Raw genomic sequence first — 20,107 nt, forward strand, 5'->3', positions numbered from 1 at the left:
CAGGCCTGGACATTGGGGTAAAAGTTGGGGTAAATTGACCTAATTAGGCGGTGTAATTGCTTTTAAGTTATTGTTTTAAAAGCCATAAAAAAATGGCGGAGAGAGTGGGATTCGAACCCTTTCCGCATTTAAACTACCTATAAAACAATAATATACCAGTAAATATGTCATTTTTCAGGTGATGTATTTATTGGGGTAAATATGTTCAATTTGGAGATAGTAAGGGGCACTTACTACGCATCTTGGAAAGTCCCAAAGCGACTCATTCCCTTGTATGGGAAGACTAGGCTGCGACAAACTCTCAAAACAGACAGCTACAGACAGGCTGTGCGCCTCGTCATACCGATCGTGGATGCCTGGAAGAGGCAGGGTAAGTTATCTCCTGTTGAAAGTGAAGCACTTCAGGTATTACCAAGGCCGTCTATTTCAACTAATTCAGCTAAATCTAATGTATCACTGTCTTCAATTCATACCCATATAGATCCCTGGATAATGTCTCTCGGGAGACAAGGGCTAAAACCGAAAACGATTAAGGGCCTGGAGCAGGATGTCCGTAAAGCCCTAGATGCCGGACTTGCCCTAGATAAGCCCAGCCTTATGGCCTATCTCAACAAGGCTGAGGAGCAGGGTAAGAGTAGAGTGAGGATACAGGGCTCAATTAGGAGCTTTTGGATGTTCTTGAAAGCTACGGATGTAGTCCAATTGGATTGGCCTGTGTTGCCCCCAGTTCGAAGAAAGTTCAAAGGCAGACAAGCCAATATCCCCTATACCGCTGCGGAGCTGCAAAGGCTCCTTACCAAGCTTAAGAACGGAAAGGATAAAGAGGTATACCGTGCCTGCCTAATAGCGGCCTATACAGGTTGTCGGATCAATGAGGTAGTGAATCTAAAACGCCAGGATATATGCCTCAATAAGGATAGGCAGTCTCTTATCATCAAAGAGAGTAAGACAGGGGCAGGGGTAAGGGAGGTTCCCTTGCATCCACAGATCTTCTCTGTTTTTGGAGGGGATTGGGAGTTTAAAGACAGTTCGGATGCTCTCAGTAAGCGCTTTGGCAGGTTGACCCGATCCATACGAAAGGAGGGACAAACCTTTCACTCACTGCGGTCATCATTCATAACCTTTTTAGAGCAAGGAGGTGCACCTGAAAACATTACGGCAGCAATAGTAGGCCATAAAATCCAGACTATGAGTTATGGCCTATATTCAGGAGGGCCAAGTTATGATCAAAAAAAGATAGCAATTAACTTAATTCCGAATATTTGGCCTATTACTCATAATTCTAAAACTAAGAATTATTCTTATGTTTAGTAAGAACAATGTATATATGATTTTAAATAATATATATTTATTAAAGCTAATAATCGAGGTGGCGTATGAAATTCGATCATTGTTTGTTTGTATTCAGTCTTGTTTCAGGTTTAATAAGCCAATCAAATGCGGCCACTCTGAATGAAGTAGAAAATGAATTAGCAAAATCAACATCAATTAATTCAAGTAATAATATGAATTTAGAAAGTGTTGCGCCACACTCTGACTTACCTAAAAGTATCGAAAGCCTATTATTAGCAGGAAAAGGCATTCAAGCCTTAAGTAAAGCAGAAGAAAGAATAAAGCAATCAAATAATTCTGATCAAGAATTTGAACTTATTGGAATTGCAATTGATTTATGTTTAATGATGCAAGACTTAGATTGTTTTAATAGAATATATTCCAAATATAGAGAGAATCTTGAATCAAACTTAGATTCTTACTTTAAAAATCAAAATTCAGATAAAATTTCAGACGTTGGTGTACAAAAATTTCATAGATTCAGTGCATATGACGAGCTTTATAATTATTACTTTGCAGATATCGCCGGGTCTTGGGATGCTGATATTGATAATGAAGTTGTTGGTTTAGGAATACAATCAAAATACGCTGCGCTTCATCATTTAGCTTTGGCAGGCCGAAATAATAGTAAATTTAAAACAAAAGATGCTATTCAGCAATTACGAATTGCTAGAGCATTAATGGTCGAAAATGATTTAAATGATTTGATAACACAATGGCATTATGCAGAGCTTTTAGATTTATCTGCGCAGATGTTTAATGATCTGGATGATATTAGATATTTTATTGAAATTAAAAGATCATTTAAAAAAATACATAATATAAACATATCCGAAAAAATTAATCCTTATGCGCTAGCAATAATATACGGATCAGTACTAGATTCTGGACTGCTAACTGAAAGTGAAGAAATAGAAATAAGATCTGAGATATCTAAAATATTCGATAGTATTGAAATACCGAAAGGCTCCATGCTGGAGTATCGAAAGACCAGCTTCTATGCATATTCAATTTTGGAAAAAATCATAATAAATAAAGCTGTAATAGATGGTAATTCAATAAAGCAGCTTGAAAAAGTGCCAGTATCAAATGCATCCCTGGCAGCGTTCGCGCTGACATCAATTATTGCAGGTGATAAAAATAATCTCAATAGATCAAATCTACAAACACAAATTAATTATCTTGAAGGGCTAAAATTAAACTTCAAAGATGATGGTATTTCTTATCTTGATTTTGAGCTCTCAGTTAGTATCTTAAAAGCACTGGCATGTAGGTTTGATGAGGATTCTGCTTGTGAAATTAAAAATTTAATACATACAGCCGAAACATATTTGCGTCTAAGAAACAAAAGTGCAGATAGCATAAACTCAGGACGAAAGGGTATAAAGACAGATAGAATTCTGTCGTTATATGTAATAAATCGGTTTGAAGAATTAGGCTATAAATCACCTGTTACGGATAATTATATTTATGTAGTAGTGAATTCAATATATGAATTGCGAAATAGTGAGTTAGTCATATCTAGGTCACTATCTGCTTCATTTGATGACGAAATGAATTCAATAGCTTCAAAGCAATATGTAGTTGCAAGAGCTTCATACAAAGAAAGTTTATATAAATCATATTATGACTTTTTTAATAAGTCATACGCCAAATCTAAGATATCAGGTAATGACAGTAAAACATCCAGGGAGTTTATTGGCCCATTTATAACGGCTTTATCTGAAATGGAAAATAACTGGCTCTATATATCTGGCCGGAATATTTTGAAAGTTGGCAGCATTGAGGACTTGCAGAAGAGCATTCATCCAGATGAGCTTATTATGCTTTCGTCATATGCAGATGGAATTCAATACGTGCTTTTTGTTTCTAAAATCGGGGCATCAATTAAAGTTAATAATTCAGATAATCGTTACGTCAATGATCTAAACAATCTAATTGTTAGTGGTGATATTCACAAAATAAAAGCCGAAGAAATTAATAGCAAATTGCTTTACTCGTCTAATGTATTATTCGGAAATACTGATTTTTCGAAATATAAAAAAGTATTTATGCTTACCGGGCCGCAGGTTGCAAATATTCCATACACTTTATTTAAGTATAAAAAAGGATTAAACAATCGCTTTATTATTGAAGACGCATCAATTATAGTTTTTGATACAGTCAAAGAGTATCAAGTTTTTCGCGCAAATAAAGATGATAGTTCTAAATTCATATCTCCAAGAAGTACAAACTATTTAGCATTTGCAAACCCTCAATTTACACAATCATCACAATCAGATGAATATGCGTTAGTTATAAGGGGTGGGTCGGGAGCTTCAGTTAGTAATCTAGCTATGCTGCCAGAGACTCAGATCGAGGCAGTCAAATTTGCATCTAATATTCCAGGTAAACATAAATTACTTTTTGGAAAATCGGCAAATACAAAAGAGTTTTACTCTCAAAATTATAATGATGTAGAAATCCTTACTATTGCAACCCATGCTGTTATGTCTGGGGAAGTCTATGAAGCAATCTCGCCATCAATTGTTTTAACGCCCTATGAAGATTCGGGTTTAATTGATGTAAATTCACTTTTCAAGACATATGGCGCACCACGCCTAGTTATTCTATCAACATGCAATTCAGCAAGGCCTGAGTTAAATATTAACTACTCACAGATTTCGTCGCTTTCCAACTCATATCAAATGAAAGGGTCAGAGAGCGTGATAGCCAGTTTATGGCAGGTAGATTCGATTTCAACTCAAAATCTGATGATTAATTTTTCTAAATACTTGAGCAAAGGCATGGATTCGCCAGAAGCAATGAGGCTAGCTCAAATTGATATGATCAATTCTGAGTCATCACATCCAGCTTTGTGGGCAGCTTTTATCGTTAGTGGTGTATATGAACCCAAAAGCTTAAATAATAAAAAGTTACAAGATGATCTTATTGTCCAAGTGATTCCAAATAAAAGACTAATTAGTAGTGCGGCATCTGGAGACTATCAATATTTATCTGTATACGATAATAAAGATCTAAAGCAAGCACTTTATTCGAGCATGAAGAATGATAAATTTGAGATAATTTCAGAAGGTGGCTATTTGCTGGCGAGTAATAATCATAATTCATATTATCTCAAAGACATGGGAAAAGAGATAATTGTTGGGATGCTAAACAAAAGTCAATTACTCGAACTCTGTAAGATTGATTATCTGCCAAAAATGCCAATTGAATTTGCTGTAATGGGAGATAGCATCTATTTGTTGTACAAAATAGAGACTGAAGTTACTACAAATTACATACTTAAGGTTTCGCTCGATAATTGCGTAAATACATCCCAATCAAATTCACAGTTTGCGCTCAAGAATGCAACCTCACGACTTATAAAGTCCAGGGATGGAAGTCGAATATCTGTAGTTAGTACTATAATTTTAGATAAGCCTTTGAAGTCAGTAGAGTCAACTATTGGCGACATTGAATTTAAGATTTCTTGTGGAATTGTAGATTTCGTTAATTTATCTGTTTTCTCTAACGATCTAAAACCTATGGGAATCTATGATTTGCCAGGCTATGCTTATCATATGCAGCCCGATAAATATGATGACAACATAACTTTATACAAAGGCCATAATTGTTTGAATTTGTTTTCTTCTCTGGTTAATGTAAACATCCAGCCTTTACTTGATCAAGTTTCTAAAAATAATGATGTCATTCAGAACATTAAAACTGTAGAAGAGGCTAGTAAAATAGTAAATATGCAACCTATACCCTCAGTCTTCATTGAGCCCGTTATAGGTGTTAAGTCTGATTCGAATAGTAAGGTATTATTATTTAGGACCAAGCAGATATACGAGATGGCAAATAAAGAGGATAATAAATTATCATTTACTATTTTTGAAGAGTTATATTTTTATAGCAATGAGAGTAATTCATGGATTACAGTTAATCGTAGTTTATGTAATTTTCCAGTTGTGGTCACAGGTGGAAACTACACAAAAGCTTTATGTAGTAACCACGACGGAATCGAAGTCATAAGCAGTAAATATTTTCACTAAGTACAATTTGGAGCATTTTATGTATAAATTAGTATCAAAAATATATTTTACTGCTGTGCTTATTATTCCAGGGGTTGCTTATGCAGCTGATGCTGTATCATCAGACGATATGCAATCTAAATATAAATCATATATCGGCAGTTATGATAGTAATTCAAATACCAGTAAAACTGTTTCTAACGGCCTAAGCATTCCCGGGCTCAACAAGTTATCTATTGCAGCTGGACTTCTGACTTCTAAGCAAGAACAGTCAACAACATTGCGTGGAAGTGCCGAGGCTAGCATCTTTCAAAAAGGTGCATTGGCAACAGTAATCATTGCTACTGATGATGGCATGGGTAGTGGTGTAATAATAAGTAATGATGGATACATCTTGACAAATAAACATGTTGTAGGCAGTGAAAAATATGTAGAGGTATTTTTTAAGCCTCTTGGATCATCAATTGATACTAAAGATATTCAATCTAAAATAGGTGAGGTTTATAAATACAATGACTATAGTGACTTGGCTTTAATCAAAGTAACCTCGATCCCTAGTTACATTACACCTATTCAGATTGAAACTAAATTAGTGCCTAATGTTGGTGATGACGCACATGCTATCGGTCATCCCAAAGGTGAGATTTGGTCATATACAAGAGGGTACGTAAGTCAAGTTCGCAGTGACTACACATGGAAAACAAGCGATAACTCAATCACCTATAAAGCAAGTGTAATTCAGACTCAAACGCCTATTAATCCGGGTAATTCTGGCGGCCCATTGTTAGACAAAAATGGAAGGTTGATTGGCATCAACAGCTTTGGTAACCCAAGTGCTCCAGGTATGAATTATGCAGTTTCTTCTGCTGAAATAGTCAATTTTCTAGCTCAGGATGGCTCTAAAGTAGCCGCATCTCCAAGCAAAGTATCTAAGTGCAAAGTTACTGAACTCAGTACAGAACGCGAGAACGATAAAGACTGGGGAATGACGACTGTATCTAATATTGACTCTGACTGTAATGGTACCGTCGATATGCTAATGGTTGTCCCGGATAATAAAAAGTTTGGAATTATGTACATTATTGAAGATGAAAGTTCGTCTACAGTGATAGTTGCTTTTGATGCCGATCGTGATGGATATCCAGAAGTAACTCTCATGGACGTAGATGGCGATGGTAAGTTTGAATACAGCGGTGAAAATAAACCTGGTGAATATCTAGCATCTAACATGAAGCCAATAAAATAGATCATTGGATACTAACAAAGTGTTGTTGGAATATCCCCCCAATTGGTTGTGAAACAGGGGGATATTTTTTTTTGTTTCATTCCCCAGGCCGGGTTGGTCTTCCAGCCACTGGCAGCAAACCCCACCGTGCCCCGTCCAAACTTCCGATTGATGGCATCCAGGGTGTCCATGACAGCCTTTGAGCCCATTGTTGGGCTCTGGAACAGGTCTCCCTGTAAATCCTCGGGTCGGCTCAGATCCAGTAACCCGACCCCGCATTTCTTGTAGGCGTAGCCCTTTTTGAGCATTCCTCTGAGGAGAGCCCGAACAGCCTCCAGGACAAGCCGGGTATCCACCGTGGGTTGGGGGAGGGCTACAGCCCGACTGGGGTAGTGCTGGGGCAGGTCCAGCCTGAACCCATCGGTCTGGGCAAATACCCAAACTCCAGAGGCCACCAGGCCCCGTTTACGGAGTTTTTCACAGGCACGGATGGCGAACGTGGCTGCTATCTGCTGCAATCAGTCCAAGCCTCGGCAATCATCACCATAGCCAGGGTATCTACCTCGCAATAACGAAGTAGACCCAGCTTGATAGCCTGTCTTTCTGCATCATCCAGATCCTCGAACTGGAGGCGGCTGAAGGCTGCAATGGCTGCTCCGCCATCAGCAATGTCAAGGTCTGTCGCACTCCCAGACAATTCTCTACTGAGCTCCTTAAGCAGATCATAGGGTCCGACGGCTTGGCCGTCACGCTCAACCCACCAGATATGATCAACATAGTTAATGCTGGGGATTCCCTGAGAACTTCCATAAATGGGCTTCGAGTACTTCGTCTTGAGAAACTCCGAGGACTTCAAGACCGCTGGCAGCACCACCTTGATGGACGAACTGCCTTTGGTATCAGGATGGTAGTACGCGCGCTTGGCCAGGTCACACAGATCGACCATGGCACGGTTGCCATCCTTGAGAATGCTTTCGATGAATTCAATCAGAGCATCCTTGTCCTCAGGCGGGTTCTTTGACGCATTCAGCTGCTTGAGCACATGGCTGAGGATGGTGTTTTCATGGGTCGCCCAGCGGAATACAGTGCCATTATCCTTATCCAACTCGGCTTTCAGAGCTCTCACGAATGCGATATTAGGATTGGCGTTCGGTTCGGCCATGAGGAACTGACCCACATGCTCAACCCTACCGTCGGCATGAATGATGTGATGCGAGAACTGGAATGCCGTGCTTTCATAGGGACGCATCCCCTTGAAGAAGGGAAGTGCCGTTGTAGAGGTTTCGAAATCAATCATGTGCCACGGGAAAGTCCAGGAGGTCATGGCCTTCTGAATCATGACCGTATCCAGGTAAAAGCCACCTTGATTGTAGGGCACTGGGATTTCCCCCGTAATCTGCATCCATTGCCTTTCGGTAATGGTCAGTCCCTGATCCCCAGTCTTGTATCCGATGTCATCCTGAGACAGGGTCTTGGTATTGAGGAGGATCTTTCCCTGCTGGAGAAGTGCCGTCTTCCTAGCACTGGAATAAAGGTCTAAGACTGTGCCCTGGTTGACCTGTTCGTGACTCAGTCCAAAAGCCTCGTTCAGGCATTCATGAAGCCCGCTTTTGAGTTTAGACCCTGGTTTCGCCCTGTACTGGCATTTGGCACATTCAGAGGTGGGGACGGGGCTGATCTTCCTGTCCGCTCGATATGCCTCAGCCCAGGCTTCCGAAAGCTCGGGTAGCACACCGAAACCGCCTGGAAACTCGATTCCCTCCGAAAAAATGGTATTGATGTATTCGTCAACAGGTACACGAAACAATAAATCCCTGCATTGCAGGGCGATAGTGGCTGCATCGTGGGCAAGAATGACCTCGGCACCTTTTGAGTGACGCTTGATCTTAAAGAGCTGATTCAGACCACCGATAGGGGAAACCTTCGATTTATCCGCCATCATCAAAAAGCTTTCGATCTGAGCCTCAGGATGGGCGTTGCTGAGGACATAACGCTGAAAGGCAATGTCTTGAAGGTAGGGTAGGTATGAGGTACTGATTCCACCCCGCTTGCCGAGGATATCGGGCTCATTCGGGTTATAGGACTTTGCCTTGACCTCAATCAGCTGGAAATGATTGCCCGTCTTGACCAGGATATCGACACGGATAAACAGATTCTTAAACAGAAAGGCAGGCTCATAGAGCACCACCGAGTCCTGGCGGAGCAAATCAGCCGTCTGATCGAGCGCCTCCTGATGGACCTTGCTGGTGATCTCATGGCCACCTGGGTACAGCAATTTCGCCATTTCACCCACCTGGAATCCGCCCTCGGCAAGAGCCTGCAGAAAGGCATCCTCGGCACTGGTGTCCATATACTCTTTGGGCTTTCCGTAATAGAAAAGCTTGGTCGGACATTCAATGGCCAGCTTGAAGCGGGACTTAGTGAGATAACGCGGTTTAGCCATTAATGAAGCCTCAGTGTATTCAATTCACTATAAACCAATCAGCGCATACCATTGATAACTAATTGATTTTATGTGCAATGTATCTTCTTGATATATAGGATAAATACCTAGAGTTAGTGCTACACAATACAGACTATAGTAATTGTCTAATAATTGCCGTATTGTTTATGAAATCAATTAGTTGTGTGTTTTTGAGCGACCAGTGTATTTATAATAAAAGGATTTGAAGCAATGCCCAATAAAGTCAAAATTCAGGTCCAGGATCAATTCGGTAAATGGCAGAACTACAGTACCGTGTCAGGCTACCCATCGAGCATTAAGCAGGGTATGGAAGCTGCCTTAAAAACCGCCATGGGTAAAAATTCAGGAAAGGCCAGAGCAATAGATGCGGAAACTGGCGCAATGATTGACATGCTTTTTGACTAATGAGTTCGTACAGACTAATGAACTACTTTTGAACTAGAAAGCAAATACAGGCAATAAAGTTAAATCATAAAAGGAAAAAGACATGGATTTGCAAACTGTAGTCGGTTTTTATATTGATAGTCACGATGGCCTCTCTACAAAACAGGTTGTAGATAAGGTTCAAAAGCTATCAAATCATCTAATTAGTATTCATGAATTATATCAATGGGGAATAAAGGATCTCCCAAAACAAAGCACTGAAGATTTATCAGACCAAGAAGATGACGAATTTTGGATAACTGATGTTAATAAATCAAAAGAAGCATTCGATGATTTTATCAAATACATTGAGACAAATGGCTTTGATGATGAAGATGGTTGCTGTATAGTCACTGACTCTTCAAATAGGTATAAGTCCCAGGAAATTGATATTGAAGAAGGCAATATTGAGTTTGTGCGGTCTTTTGAAATTGACGAAAATAGATTCTGTATCTATATCAATATAGAAGTTTTATATGCATCTGAGATTGAAAAAATTCCTTCAGCTGGATTAGATATATTTTGTGATATGAATGACGTTGATAACGATTATTTTGAGTTCAGAGTCTAAAAAGCATCATATGGTCAGGCAGATTTGCCTGATATGTCAGCAAATAATAGCTGTGAATATGGTGCAAATGAGCCCTTGAAGTGCGTGAGCCGCCAAGATCAGCCTGCGATGTGTTCATGTAATTACTCTATTTGCGGCTCGCCAAGATTACAAAAGAAGCTTTCAAAGTCGAGCTGCAGCAACAGAATTACATGCGATGGAGAGAATAGTTAGATTATCGTAACGACTGGCTGTCGGGCAGAATTTGTACTGAGAGTAAATAGTTTCTTACTAACATTAGTTGCATTTTTTGGATAAATTCTATGAATCTTCTTCAAATATTAAAAATGTCATATCCACAATTTGATGATTCTGACTGCAAGGTTCACTTAGCAGTAAAAAATACAGTTGGAGAAGACCCATTAAATGAATTTTTATCAGGTAGGTTTAAGGAGTGGCAAGAGATACAAACCAAAAAAAACTTTTCGAATAAATACATTCTTTCTTTAATTCAGATACCTGATAAGAAAAATATGTGGCTCTTCGCTGGACTTTATATATCACATGGAAGCAAAGTATTTTATGAGAAAAATGCACGTCGTTATAAATATAGCACTCAACAGCTTGCCGATGATAATTTATTGGCTGGAAGAGCTATTATCAGTTTTGAGAGATCTAGTAGGCAGTCATATCCTTATTTCAATAAATTGAAAGATAAATTTAAAATTAATGAAATTAAGGCTAACCGTATAGCAGTTCAAGACTTCCCAGGTCATGAAAATGTAAGAATAAAGAAAGAAATTCTTGACCTTATAGTCAGCCAAGGAGTAGATAGCTGGCGAGGAGGATTAGGGATTCCAGGCATATATCTAATCACTGACCTTGCTACTGGAAGATTTTATGTTGGAAAAGCTGATGGTAGAAAAGGAATCTGGCAAAGATGGTCAGAATACTCTAAAAGCGGCCATGGCGGCGACGTTGATCTTAGAAAGCTCTTGAGCGAAAAAGGATCTGACTATGCAAAAAACTTTCAATTTTCAGTGCTTGAAATTACTGATACTCAGTCATTATCAGAAATTGACGTTCGTGAAAGTCATTGGAAAGAAGTTTTAGCTAGCCGAACTCACGGTTATAACAAGAACTAAATTCTATTAAATTTTCAGTATATTGCTCTAGGCAACTCAGCTCATCTCATTGTAAGCACGTGAACACATTCTTCTGCCTCATGCCACAGGCTGGCTTCTCCTTGCAGTCAGTGGCAGTAGGCCCAGAAGTCACTTGTCCAACGCCTCCCAGTGAGCGCAGGATCTTCTACACGCTGCCTGAATGAGTGGGAGAAAATGCTCAGGTCTATATTGCTGAGGGTCTTTGGGCTGCAAATTGTGAAGTAACTGTTAACTAAAGAAAATTCGGGGGTGTAGCCTAAATTTTTGTTTGTTATACTGTTAATATTCAATTATCTATTGGCATTCTCATTTTTTGAGATATTGAATACGTACTATGTATTCAATTAGTTAGTTATTTATAGAAATCGTATTCAATGTTCTGTACTGGCTGCGGTAAAAAAATATCGATAGAAAAATATTGCAGTGCTTGCGGTAAGCTTAATCATGGCCATCTTGCTAATGATGGCTCGATTAAACATGAGCTTACTGAGCAAGACAAGCCAATCTCAACGAATGCTTACGGACCGATAATTGCAAATCAAGAGGTCCGGGCGCTGTTCGTCCTTGGCCATGATCTACATGGCGAGCATTTAGAATGGCTGAAAGCTAAATATCCCAATTCGTCAGTCGAGCGATTCTCGACAGTCGGTGGAGTGCGGCAGTCGGCTGCAAATCTAGCAAGCCAGGGAGCCATTGATTGTCTCTGTCTTATTGGCTCATCAAAATCTGTACCGACATGCCGGATCTCGGAAGGGTCACATGAAATCGATTTGGAATCCGATTTGTTTTATGCAAGTCAAAGAATGGTTGTCGATTCTGTTGTTGATTTTCAATCTGAGAGAACCTTCAGCAAGGGTGTTAAATACAGGGAGTCATTAGCCCGGATTGGCGTTGACGAGATTGTTGGGTTTGTTCCTGTTGGCCGTATACCATTTGACGATTTTACAGTCTGGAGCGAGTACTTGACTTCCCTTGACCGCATGGATCATGGTTCAGGCGGTGAATGGATTGCTTTATCGAATTTCGATTCCCACTGGGTTAATGAATGTGAAGCGCTTTTCAAGCGAATTGGCGGCGAGGACTTCGGTCATGTCTTCACGATACCTGATGAACAGATTCTGATAGACGGAAAGTTCAAAGACAATGGTTTCAAAAGGTCATCGAGGCTGGTAATCAACCTTCACGGAGGCATACCAAATTCTGGAAATGATGGGCAGATGTTCAGCACCGAATACATGCCCCCGCAAAAACATACTCTGGTTGACCCTTCAGATTATGGCCCATTTCCTGAATCAATCGTCTTTTTATTTGCCTGTTTCGGCGGCAGTTCGAAGTGGTGGAATACAGGGTTTATTCCCAAGTTTTTCAAGTCCAGTGGTCTATCCATTTTGGCTTCATCCAATACCGTCTGGGTGACTGATGAGGATGATTTTGACTGCTCAAAGCCTTCCAGTGTTAAATTGTCGGCTGAGTTTTTTATAGCAATAGAGAAGCATGGTATGCCTCTTGGAGGCGCTTTTTCATATGCGAAACAAAAAGTCTTGGCCGATGCGCTTCAGGAAAGCGACCATAGGTATTTCTTCAAAACGCTGAAGGAAATCCTCCAGTTTTCCCTTTATGGTGCTCCATGGGTCGTTCCCGTTGGCAGACGAATGGAAGACAGCCTGGAAACCCATGATGCAAATGCTTCTGGCGGCCGCCTTGCGGGCGGCAGTGTTCTCGGCCGGGTGAGGTCGGGCGGGGGTCTTCAGTCATTCAGGCAAAAGAATACCTTGTTGTCTGAGGTGCGGCAGCGGCTCAAGCAGTCCCTGGGGGCGCAGGGCGTGTCATATTTTGGCCTGAATAATTCCTATTTTATTGATAATCTTATAGAATCAGGAAGGTATGCTGCAATCAAGCATGAAGTCGGCGTCAGCGGATTCGGTCCCGAAAATGCCAAGTTCGGTGTTTTGGAGTTTAATGGGCGTTCGTATGTCTCCGGCGAGATTGACGCCAAGGGAGATGGATTTAATCAGAAAATCATGATTTTCCTTGATGAGGATAATCAAGTGGTCAAGACCTTCAAGTCAAAAGGATGAGCGAATATGAGTGCCGGTATTGAAAACAATGATACAAAGCAGATGTATTTTGCCCGCAAGCTGACTCCCGAGGTTCTCGCGGAGTTATTTCCTGATCATAAATTCGAAAAGGATGCTTCTTCCGCTTCGAGGCTTCAGAAGGTAAAAGAGGGAGCGACTTCCGCAACTTCGGGCTTTTCAGGCTTCATACATGCACTTCTGTTCAGCGAGAAGCCGAAAGAAACGAAAAATGAGCTTAAATTCCCCAACCTTTACGGCTACTTTATAGTTGTCAAGGAGGATAATAAGCTCAGGGTTTTCAGCAGCGCAGTCTCTGCTCAGTATCCCAAGAATGCCGAGCTATATCTTGTCGCCGATCTTGTAGGTCTGCCGATTGCGCGAATCACAGGAAAACACAAGCCAAATCCTTTCTCTCCAGTTTCCGCTCCAGGGCAATCCGTTGATAGCGAGTATGCCATTGATCTCTGGCTCGATCCGGGAAGTCTTGCCAAAGACGGCACAGTTTCCGACGAAGTGTCGGACCGGATAGGTCGTTTTATCCAGCACTATTTCTCGAATAACAATCAGCTGACAATCGAAGATTTCTGCCGTCATTCTGAAACGATTCTCCGCCCTCTGATTGACAGGATGTGCGAGGTTCCTGCTCCTGCAAACGCCTGGCAGACCGGGCAGGCTTTGCCATCCAATACCCAACAGCTGCAGGCCTCATTGGATGAACTCCGATCCAGTGCGCTCAGTCATTCAGGTATTTCCACCCGCATTATTTTTCGGCCAGGTAGCCGCATATTCCGTCACCAATTGACGATCGACGAGAACATCCTTTCCAACCTCAATCTATTAGCAGCTAAAAATTATGTCGATTGGGACGATTCATCATGGAAATGCAATCGCTGTTCAACGATGAATGATTTTGGATCAGCGTTCTGTTATGAGTGCGGAAACCCCAAGCCGTCCGGAGTAAAGTTGGCATCTCAGCGCGATGCTACCGTTAACAAAATCCTTACCAAAGATGGCGATGAGCTGGTCTTCGATCTCAATTTCGTAAGTTACAATCAGCCTTCCGTCAATTTCGATGATATCGCCGCCAAGTGTATCGAAGTGCTGCGGCCTTATTGCAGGAAATTGACAGTAGAGAACATTGACAGTGAATCGGTAATAGCAAGTATCAATGGTCTGCTGAATACGAATCTCACAACAGGCGAGAATGGCCCGGTCGGTGAGTTTGCGGTTGTAGATTTCAAAACGGTCGATTCTGATTGGAAGATACAGACCCGCGCTCTGCTTAAAGAGCGGCTTCGCAGCCTGGATAGGGAATATGCTGATATCGAGATGGATGAGGCTCGATTTGCATTTAGGGAAGCTCAGCTGATCCGCAACCGCAAGGACAGAGGGTTGGTCGAGAAGGAAAATGCTTTCCAGATCGAGCAATTAGCTACAGACCTCAAGCACGACGTGAACATCGAAAGGATTGCGGCTGCCAATGAAACCGAAAAAAGAAAGATTGCGGCTGAATCGCAGATTTCGGCTGATAGAATCGACCGGGATGTAGAACGTTCGCGCCGTGATTTGGACAAAGAAGATTTCAGCGATCAGAAACGTTTCGCACGCAATGACGAAGTTGAAACCCTCGATCATGAAATTACACTCGAGCGGAAAGTATTTGAACACGATCTGACCAAACAGCAGGCACTCGATGCCGCGCAGTTGAAAAAGTCTACTAAAGAGATTGAAGTCGAGTCACTAAAAGCAAAGTCCACTCAGGAGCTTGAAATTGAAAGACTTCGCGTTGAGCATGAATTGCAGCGCGAAAAATTACAGGCCATGGCCAGCATAGACCTCGCCCAAAGAGATCAGCTGAAGGGAATGTCAGCTGCGCAGATGCTTGCCATGCAGGCTACCGGTTTGGCTGAAAAGGGCGCAACAGATGCGCTCACAAAGCTGGCCACAAGCGATGCTGATTCGCGTGAAGCATTTGTCAAGGCTGAAATGCTCCAGAAGATGCTTGATATGCAGTCAGAGTCAAGCAAGGCCTCTTCCGAGATGCAGATGAAACTGATGATGGCATCGCTGGAAGCTCAAAAAGAAGCCAGTTCACGTATTGAAAAAGCACATGAAAAAACGGCTGAAAGCGCTGAAAAATGGAATGAAAAATCCATAGACGCGATATCAAAAGTCGCAATTTCAGCATCTGGAAAATCACGAATGAATGAAAACGATAAATCCGGAGCATCCAAGAAACAATGCGGAGTCTGCAATGGCGTTCTTTCCGATGGTGCAAAATTCTGTATAGAGTGCGGCACCAAGGTTCCATGACCTGCCTGGACACAATCAAATGAATGGCATGTCATGCGCTGGCTGTGGCGCGGCATTGATTGAAACCGCCAAATTCTGCGGCGTTTGCGGAGCTATGGTGATGGCGTCTGAGTGCCAGGATGTTGACGCGGACCGGAATGAAGACCTGGATTCATCGGTCGATCTGTCCGATGCCGATCGGGATTTCATTGAAATCGCAACGGCGGTATTCGACAACAGCATCGATCCGGATGAGGCAAAAGCCATTCTTTTGGATAATGCGGCTGATCTTCACATATCAGACGCCAGGGCTTTGCACCTCATATCAATGGTCAGCGGATCCTTAGATCGGGAGACAGCCGTTCCGGTCAAATTGGAATATGATGCTGCGTTGGCCGTATCCGGTTCGGCCAAAGGCAATACATTGCTTGTACTTAAAATCGAGAACAGGCAATCCAAGCTCATCAAAAGTCTCAATGTGTATTTTAAGCACCCAGAATCCAGAGAAGTGGTCGAGTTTCCCGCGCTGACTACGTTGGTGAAAGGAATGCCAAAACATACTGAGTTTCCTATCGTCCTCAATCGTGTTGGTTACCACTCCATGCGAGAGGGTTTCATCAAAATCAGGACAATTTCAGGTGCAGAGCAATTTCTCAAGGTATCAGGTGTAGTTAGGTTGTCGGCTGAAAACAGCGATGTCAGCAGGGCCAACATCAACAGTTACTCTTCCACGATTCAGACCCATGGCGGTGGCGTCATTGATGCCAGCGGCAATCCCGGCCGACAGTTCCTTGATTTCAATAAAGGACAGGCGTCAAGCAGCGGCATGGCCTGGGAGGCCATCAATCTAGCACTTTCACGGGCCGAAGATTTCGAAACGTTCATCGGAATGACTGCAATTGTCCAGCCTCCTGTACCCGTTCAAAATTCCGTTATAGAAGAATCTGTAAATGATGCTGCCAAGACTGAAGCAAACGAACGTAAATTGCCCCTAGGAATTCATTCTGGTTCAAAGGATGATGCCCGCGTTGTTAACATTGGCGGTGTTATTGACATTGTACAAAGTTCACAATCTAACAATGACTTTCCAATTTTAGATTCTTCTCCCAATACGATTCAACAACAAACTCACGAAATTACGGTTGAACCAATCATTATTGATAACTTCGAAGAAAGGTTCAATGCAGTCCATGCTTTTTTCTTAGCATATTCATTTGTCTCCCAGCGATGCCAAGAAAGCACAGACCGGTCTGTGCATGTCGTACAGTCGGGCTCTACAGGCCGCGGCAACATCAGCGAAGATTTGCTGACTAGGATAGAAGATTTGCTGCCAGGAAGTCCGGTAATCGCAATCTGCGAAGATGACAATTCGAGCCTGCATGACGAAAATTCAGTCTTGTCAACATGGGTTGGGCTCGCGTCTGTGATTACCGCCGACGGTGTGTTTCATGTCAAATCATTACGTGGAGATGTCTTGCTCGATGGCGAGCTTAATTTCCTGAGTTGGAATAGGTTTTTTACTCAAATTAATGGCAGACTTGTAGTTCGGGACAATGTACCGGATATCTGGCTTGGAACCAAGGATCATGAGCTCATCAAAGGCTCTTATGTGGATTACTCTACTGATATTGATGCATGGATTTACTATCACAACTTCATCCGCAAGGATTTCATTGATAAATTCAACAGATTCAAATATGTTGTTTCAGGGATTTGAGGTATACGTATGACATTCAATGGTTTCTTAGACCCAAGATCGCCCAGTTTGTCACCAGCAGGCTTTGAGGAGCTCCAAATATACTGCAATTGGATAACGGATAACTCATTAAAAGACTCCGAAGCGAATTTTATTCATTTTGCCATCCACAGAGCTGAGCTAAAATGCGCTAGACATTTATTCAAGGTTTGGGAAGCAGTAACAGAACATGACTATGTGCCGCTTGATTCAAAGCTTCAGATAATGCGTTTTTTCCTGAATCCGTCTACAGACAATTTCCGTAGGGCAGATGTGTCTGGATGGTTTGATTTCATTCCGTTAGCTCATGAGACAGGTCAAAAAATTATTGCGCCCTTAATTACCAGGCCTGAATTCAAAAAGGTTGGTTTCAATAAAGAAGATACCAAATCATTGGCGTCAGTCTCTAGAGTAATAACTGATGCGATTTCCAATAGATACAAAGATACGCCTGTCTTAATGTATTTCTGGGCTGAGTGGTGCAGTCCATGCAAGAAGCATGGACCGATATTAGAAAAGATTGCTGAAGATTTTAATAATGGTTTCTTATTAGTAAAAATTGATGTCGACAAAGAGTATATGCTAGCAAAACATTTCCAAATTAAAACAGTTCCTGCCACAGTGCTCGTTAAGAAAGGTGAAATTATAGAGTCACAAGTAATTAAAGATTATGACTGGATGGGCTATCACGATTGGGAAATGTACTTTGCGAGTGTTGGAATTTCTGCCATTCCAATTCAGAATGTATTTGGGCCTGATGGTTCGAGCGATAGCGCGGCTATAGACTCTGGTACTCCAGTCTTACCAAAATCCATTTCCGAAGCCAACATTGCCATATGTTCCAAGAAGATCACTGATAACATATTTGAAATCAGTGTTGGAAACGTTATAAAGATAAAGACTGTTGGCGCAAATAAAATAGAGGTTATTAAATTTATTCGCGCTTTTACGGGCCTAAGTTTAGCTGAAGTTGCAAACCTAGTTAATAACACACCATGTACTATTAATAAATCTGTTACAAAGACTGATGCAGATAGTATAAAAAATGATTTGGAGTCCTTGGGCGCAACAGTTGAAGTAATCTAATTTAAATATTTATTTAAGAGTAATTTATGAAAACCTGTGTAAATTGCAGTTTCAAAATCCTTGACTCAACGAATTACTGCCCTGAATGTGGCTCAGTTATTCCAGGCTTTATTGCAGAGCCACAATTGACGCAAAATAGTGCCGCCATAACAAATAATGTTCAATCAGATGAGACCTCAAAAATCGATACAAAGTCAGAGTCAAATTCGTCATTAAATTCGACAAGAGTCATTCCGCCCCCGCCATCAAGACGACAGCCAGTTCCATTAAATAGTGATTACCTGGAGAATAGTAACGATGGCCAATTGGTGGGATCCAAAAATGAGCCGGTAGTTCAACAAAAAAATGGAAATGAAATAAGCCCCCATAAAATCGTAGAAAACAGACCAATAAATCGCGGTAAGAGCAAAAGTATTGCTGCGTTATTAGGATTTCTATTTGGTACCTTTGGAGTCCACAGATTATATTTAGGTAACTGGGGTATTGGTTTATTAATTCCAGCAGCTTGGATGTTTAGTGCAATCATTGACTCGCAGGGACTTTTCTTTATAGTAATTATTTTGATAGTAGTAGATATAGTGCGATTGATAACATTAAGTGATCATGAATTCAATGCAAAGTACAACAGTAAAGAAGTGCATCCATTTCAATTCATTTGGTAGTGTCATCTAGCTTAAATTTAGGTCAATTGATAAAATTATGAAAAACTGTCCTTTCTGCAATAATTTAATTCAGGATACTGCCAAGTTTTGCCCGAAATGCGGGGCAAACGTCCAAAGCGCTAATTTAGAACTCAAAGCTCCAGCTGAGTCTTCACCAATTAGCGGTACGGATTCTGCCCGATCTATACCGCCGCCACCACCAAGTCGTTCCGCGCCCGGTAGTATCTACTCACAGCCGGCCACTTCAGGCTCAAACCAAAAGCAAAAGAACGATTCTATCGGTTATCAATCAAGGCCAGACCACAGTAAGCTGAAAAATGATGGTGGTGTTGGAAAGGCATTGCTGAAACTTATTACCATCTCGTTTGGAATTATCTTTGTATTTGTGATTATTGCTGTTCTAAGTGATTCTGATAATACCAATAATGGAAATCAACCGCAGGCTGAAGCACCTGCGTCTTCTGATTCTAACAGTGACAAGCCTAATTCCGAATCTGACAGCTATTATAATGCCACGCAAGAAAAATATATGGCCATACAGGCAGAAGAGTCCAGAAGAGCGGCTGAAGAAGAGTCCAGAAGAGCGGCTGAAGAAGAGTCCAGAAGATTGGCTGAATTGGAGTTGGCCAAAGCTAAAGAGGCGGCGGCCGAGGCAGAACGAGCTCTGATCGAAGAGCGTCGGAAAGCTGCTGACGAACTTACAGCCCAAGAGCTCTCCAGGACGCCCGCCAGTACAACCTGTCCTTATGACAAGGCTAATCCGCTTTTGTGCGAAAGTCGAGGAAGAAAGCAGGTTACTTGCGATTGGGACTATGCTGCCTGTGGTGAGCCAAGTATACAGAAAACACTATCAAAAACTAGTTGTTCTACTAAAGCAAAAACAGATCGCCAAAATAATCAGATTATCCTTTCAGATGGATGTCGTGCACAAATTGTTCCTCAAGATAAATAAATCCAAATTTAATTTATTTTCACATATTGATTCGGATAAAGTTACGGCACCTCGATTTTATAAGGATTTTAAATGAGAAAATGTTCCTCTTGCAGCAACTCTATCCATGATAATGCTAAGTTCTGT

14 protein-coding genes are annotated in these 20,107 nt (G+C 41.5%); 12 read left to right on the forward strand and 2 right to left on the reverse strand.

Translation table 11 applies throughout. The annotated features are described in order from the left end of the window. Nucleotides 1-201 precede the first annotated feature (201 nt). From ACIQ1A_RS09780 to ACIQ1A_RS09790, 3 genes are all read left to right on the forward strand, one after another. Nucleotides 202-1,311, forward strand: a complete 1,110-nt coding sequence (locus tag ACIQ1A_RS09780) for a DUF6538 domain-containing protein (protein WP_395770884.1) — start codon at nt 202-204, stop codon at nt 1,309-1,311. Nucleotides 1,312-1,376: 65 nt separating this feature from the next. Continuing rightward, on the forward strand, nt 1,377-5,369 hold the full coding sequence (locus ACIQ1A_RS09785) for a CHAT domain-containing protein (RefSeq protein WP_395770885.1): 3,993 nt from the start codon (nt 1,377-1,379) through the stop codon (nt 5,367-5,369). A 19-nt stretch (nt 5,370-5,388) separates the two neighbouring features. Beyond that, nucleotides 5,389-6,594: a S1C family serine protease gene (locus ACIQ1A_RS09790; RefSeq protein ID WP_395770886.1), complete on the forward strand. Its 1,206-nt coding sequence runs from the start codon at nt 5,389-5,391 to the stop codon at nt 6,592-6,594. 11 nt (nt 6,595-6,605) lie between these two features. Here the strand turns inward: ACIQ1A_RS09790 and ACIQ1A_RS09795 are convergent, their stop codons facing one another. Then, a complete protein-coding gene (locus tag ACIQ1A_RS09795; protein ID WP_395770905.1) occupies nt 6,606-7,028 on the reverse strand; it encodes a DUF4113 domain-containing protein in 423 nt (140 codons plus the stop codon). Nucleotides 7,029-7,078: 50 nt separating this feature from the next. Further along, nucleotides 7,079-9,016, reverse strand: a complete 1,938-nt coding sequence (locus ACIQ1A_RS09800) for a DUF2779 domain-containing protein (RefSeq protein ID WP_395770887.1) — start codon at nt 9,014-9,016, stop codon at nt 7,079-7,081. Nucleotides 9,017-9,247: 231 nt separating this feature from the next. Between ACIQ1A_RS09800 and ACIQ1A_RS09805 the strand changes: the two genes are divergently transcribed. From ACIQ1A_RS09805 to ACIQ1A_RS09845, 9 genes are all read left to right on the forward strand, one after another. Next, the gene (locus ACIQ1A_RS09805) at nt 9,248-9,442 is read left to right on the forward strand and encodes a hypothetical protein (protein WP_395770888.1); all 195 of its coding nucleotides are present in this window, start codon (nt 9,248-9,250) and stop codon (nt 9,440-9,442) included. A gap of 82 nt (nt 9,443-9,524) precedes the next feature. Further along, nucleotides 9,525-10,031, forward strand: a complete 507-nt coding sequence (locus tag ACIQ1A_RS09810) for a hypothetical protein (RefSeq protein WP_395770889.1) — start codon at nt 9,525-9,527, stop codon at nt 10,029-10,031. Between the two features lie 302 nt (nt 10,032-10,333). Next, the gene (locus ACIQ1A_RS09815; RefSeq protein WP_395770890.1) at nt 10,334-11,155 is read left to right on the forward strand and encodes a GIY-YIG nuclease family protein; all 822 of its coding nucleotides are present in this window, start codon (nt 10,334-10,336) and stop codon (nt 11,153-11,155) included. Between the two features lie 395 nt (nt 11,156-11,550). Then, nucleotides 11,551-13,254 carry a hypothetical protein gene (locus ACIQ1A_RS09820; protein WP_395770891.1) on the forward strand — a complete coding sequence of 568 codons (1,704 nt, stop codon included), beginning with the start codon at nt 11,551-11,553 and terminating at the stop codon, nt 13,252-13,254. A gap of 6 nt (nt 13,255-13,260) precedes the next feature. After that, nucleotides 13,261-15,567, forward strand: coding sequence for a hypothetical protein (locus ACIQ1A_RS09825; protein WP_395770892.1), 2,307 nt, complete (start codon nt 13,261-13,263; stop codon nt 15,565-15,567). A 19-nt stretch (nt 15,568-15,586) separates the two neighbouring features. Beyond that, complete coding sequence (locus ACIQ1A_RS09830) at nt 15,587-17,263, forward strand: hypothetical protein (protein ID WP_395770893.1); 1,677 nt, start codon at nt 15,587-15,589, stop codon at nt 17,261-17,263. Nucleotides 17,264-17,272: 9 nt separating this feature from the next. Further along, complete coding sequence (locus tag ACIQ1A_RS09835) at nt 17,273-18,367, forward strand: ribosomal protein L7/L12 (protein WP_395770894.1); 1,095 nt, start codon at nt 17,273-17,275, stop codon at nt 18,365-18,367. Between the two features lie 26 nt (nt 18,368-18,393). Continuing rightward, nucleotides 18,394-19,029 (forward strand): TM2 domain-containing protein, encoded by a 636-nt coding sequence (locus ACIQ1A_RS09840; RefSeq protein ID WP_395770895.1) that lies wholly within the window; start codon nt 18,394-18,396, stop codon nt 19,027-19,029. Between the two features lie 37 nt (nt 19,030-19,066). Next, nucleotides 19,067-19,981 carry a zinc ribbon domain-containing protein gene (locus ACIQ1A_RS09845; protein ID WP_395770896.1) on the forward strand — a complete coding sequence of 305 codons (915 nt, stop codon included), beginning with the start codon at nt 19,067-19,069 and terminating at the stop codon, nt 19,979-19,981. Nucleotides 19,982-20,107 lie beyond the last annotated feature (126 nt).

This window comes from Arenimonas sp. (assembly GCF_044353605.1).
Taxonomy (GTDB): Bacteria; Pseudomonadota; Gammaproteobacteria; order Xanthomonadales; family Xanthomonadaceae; genus Arenimonas.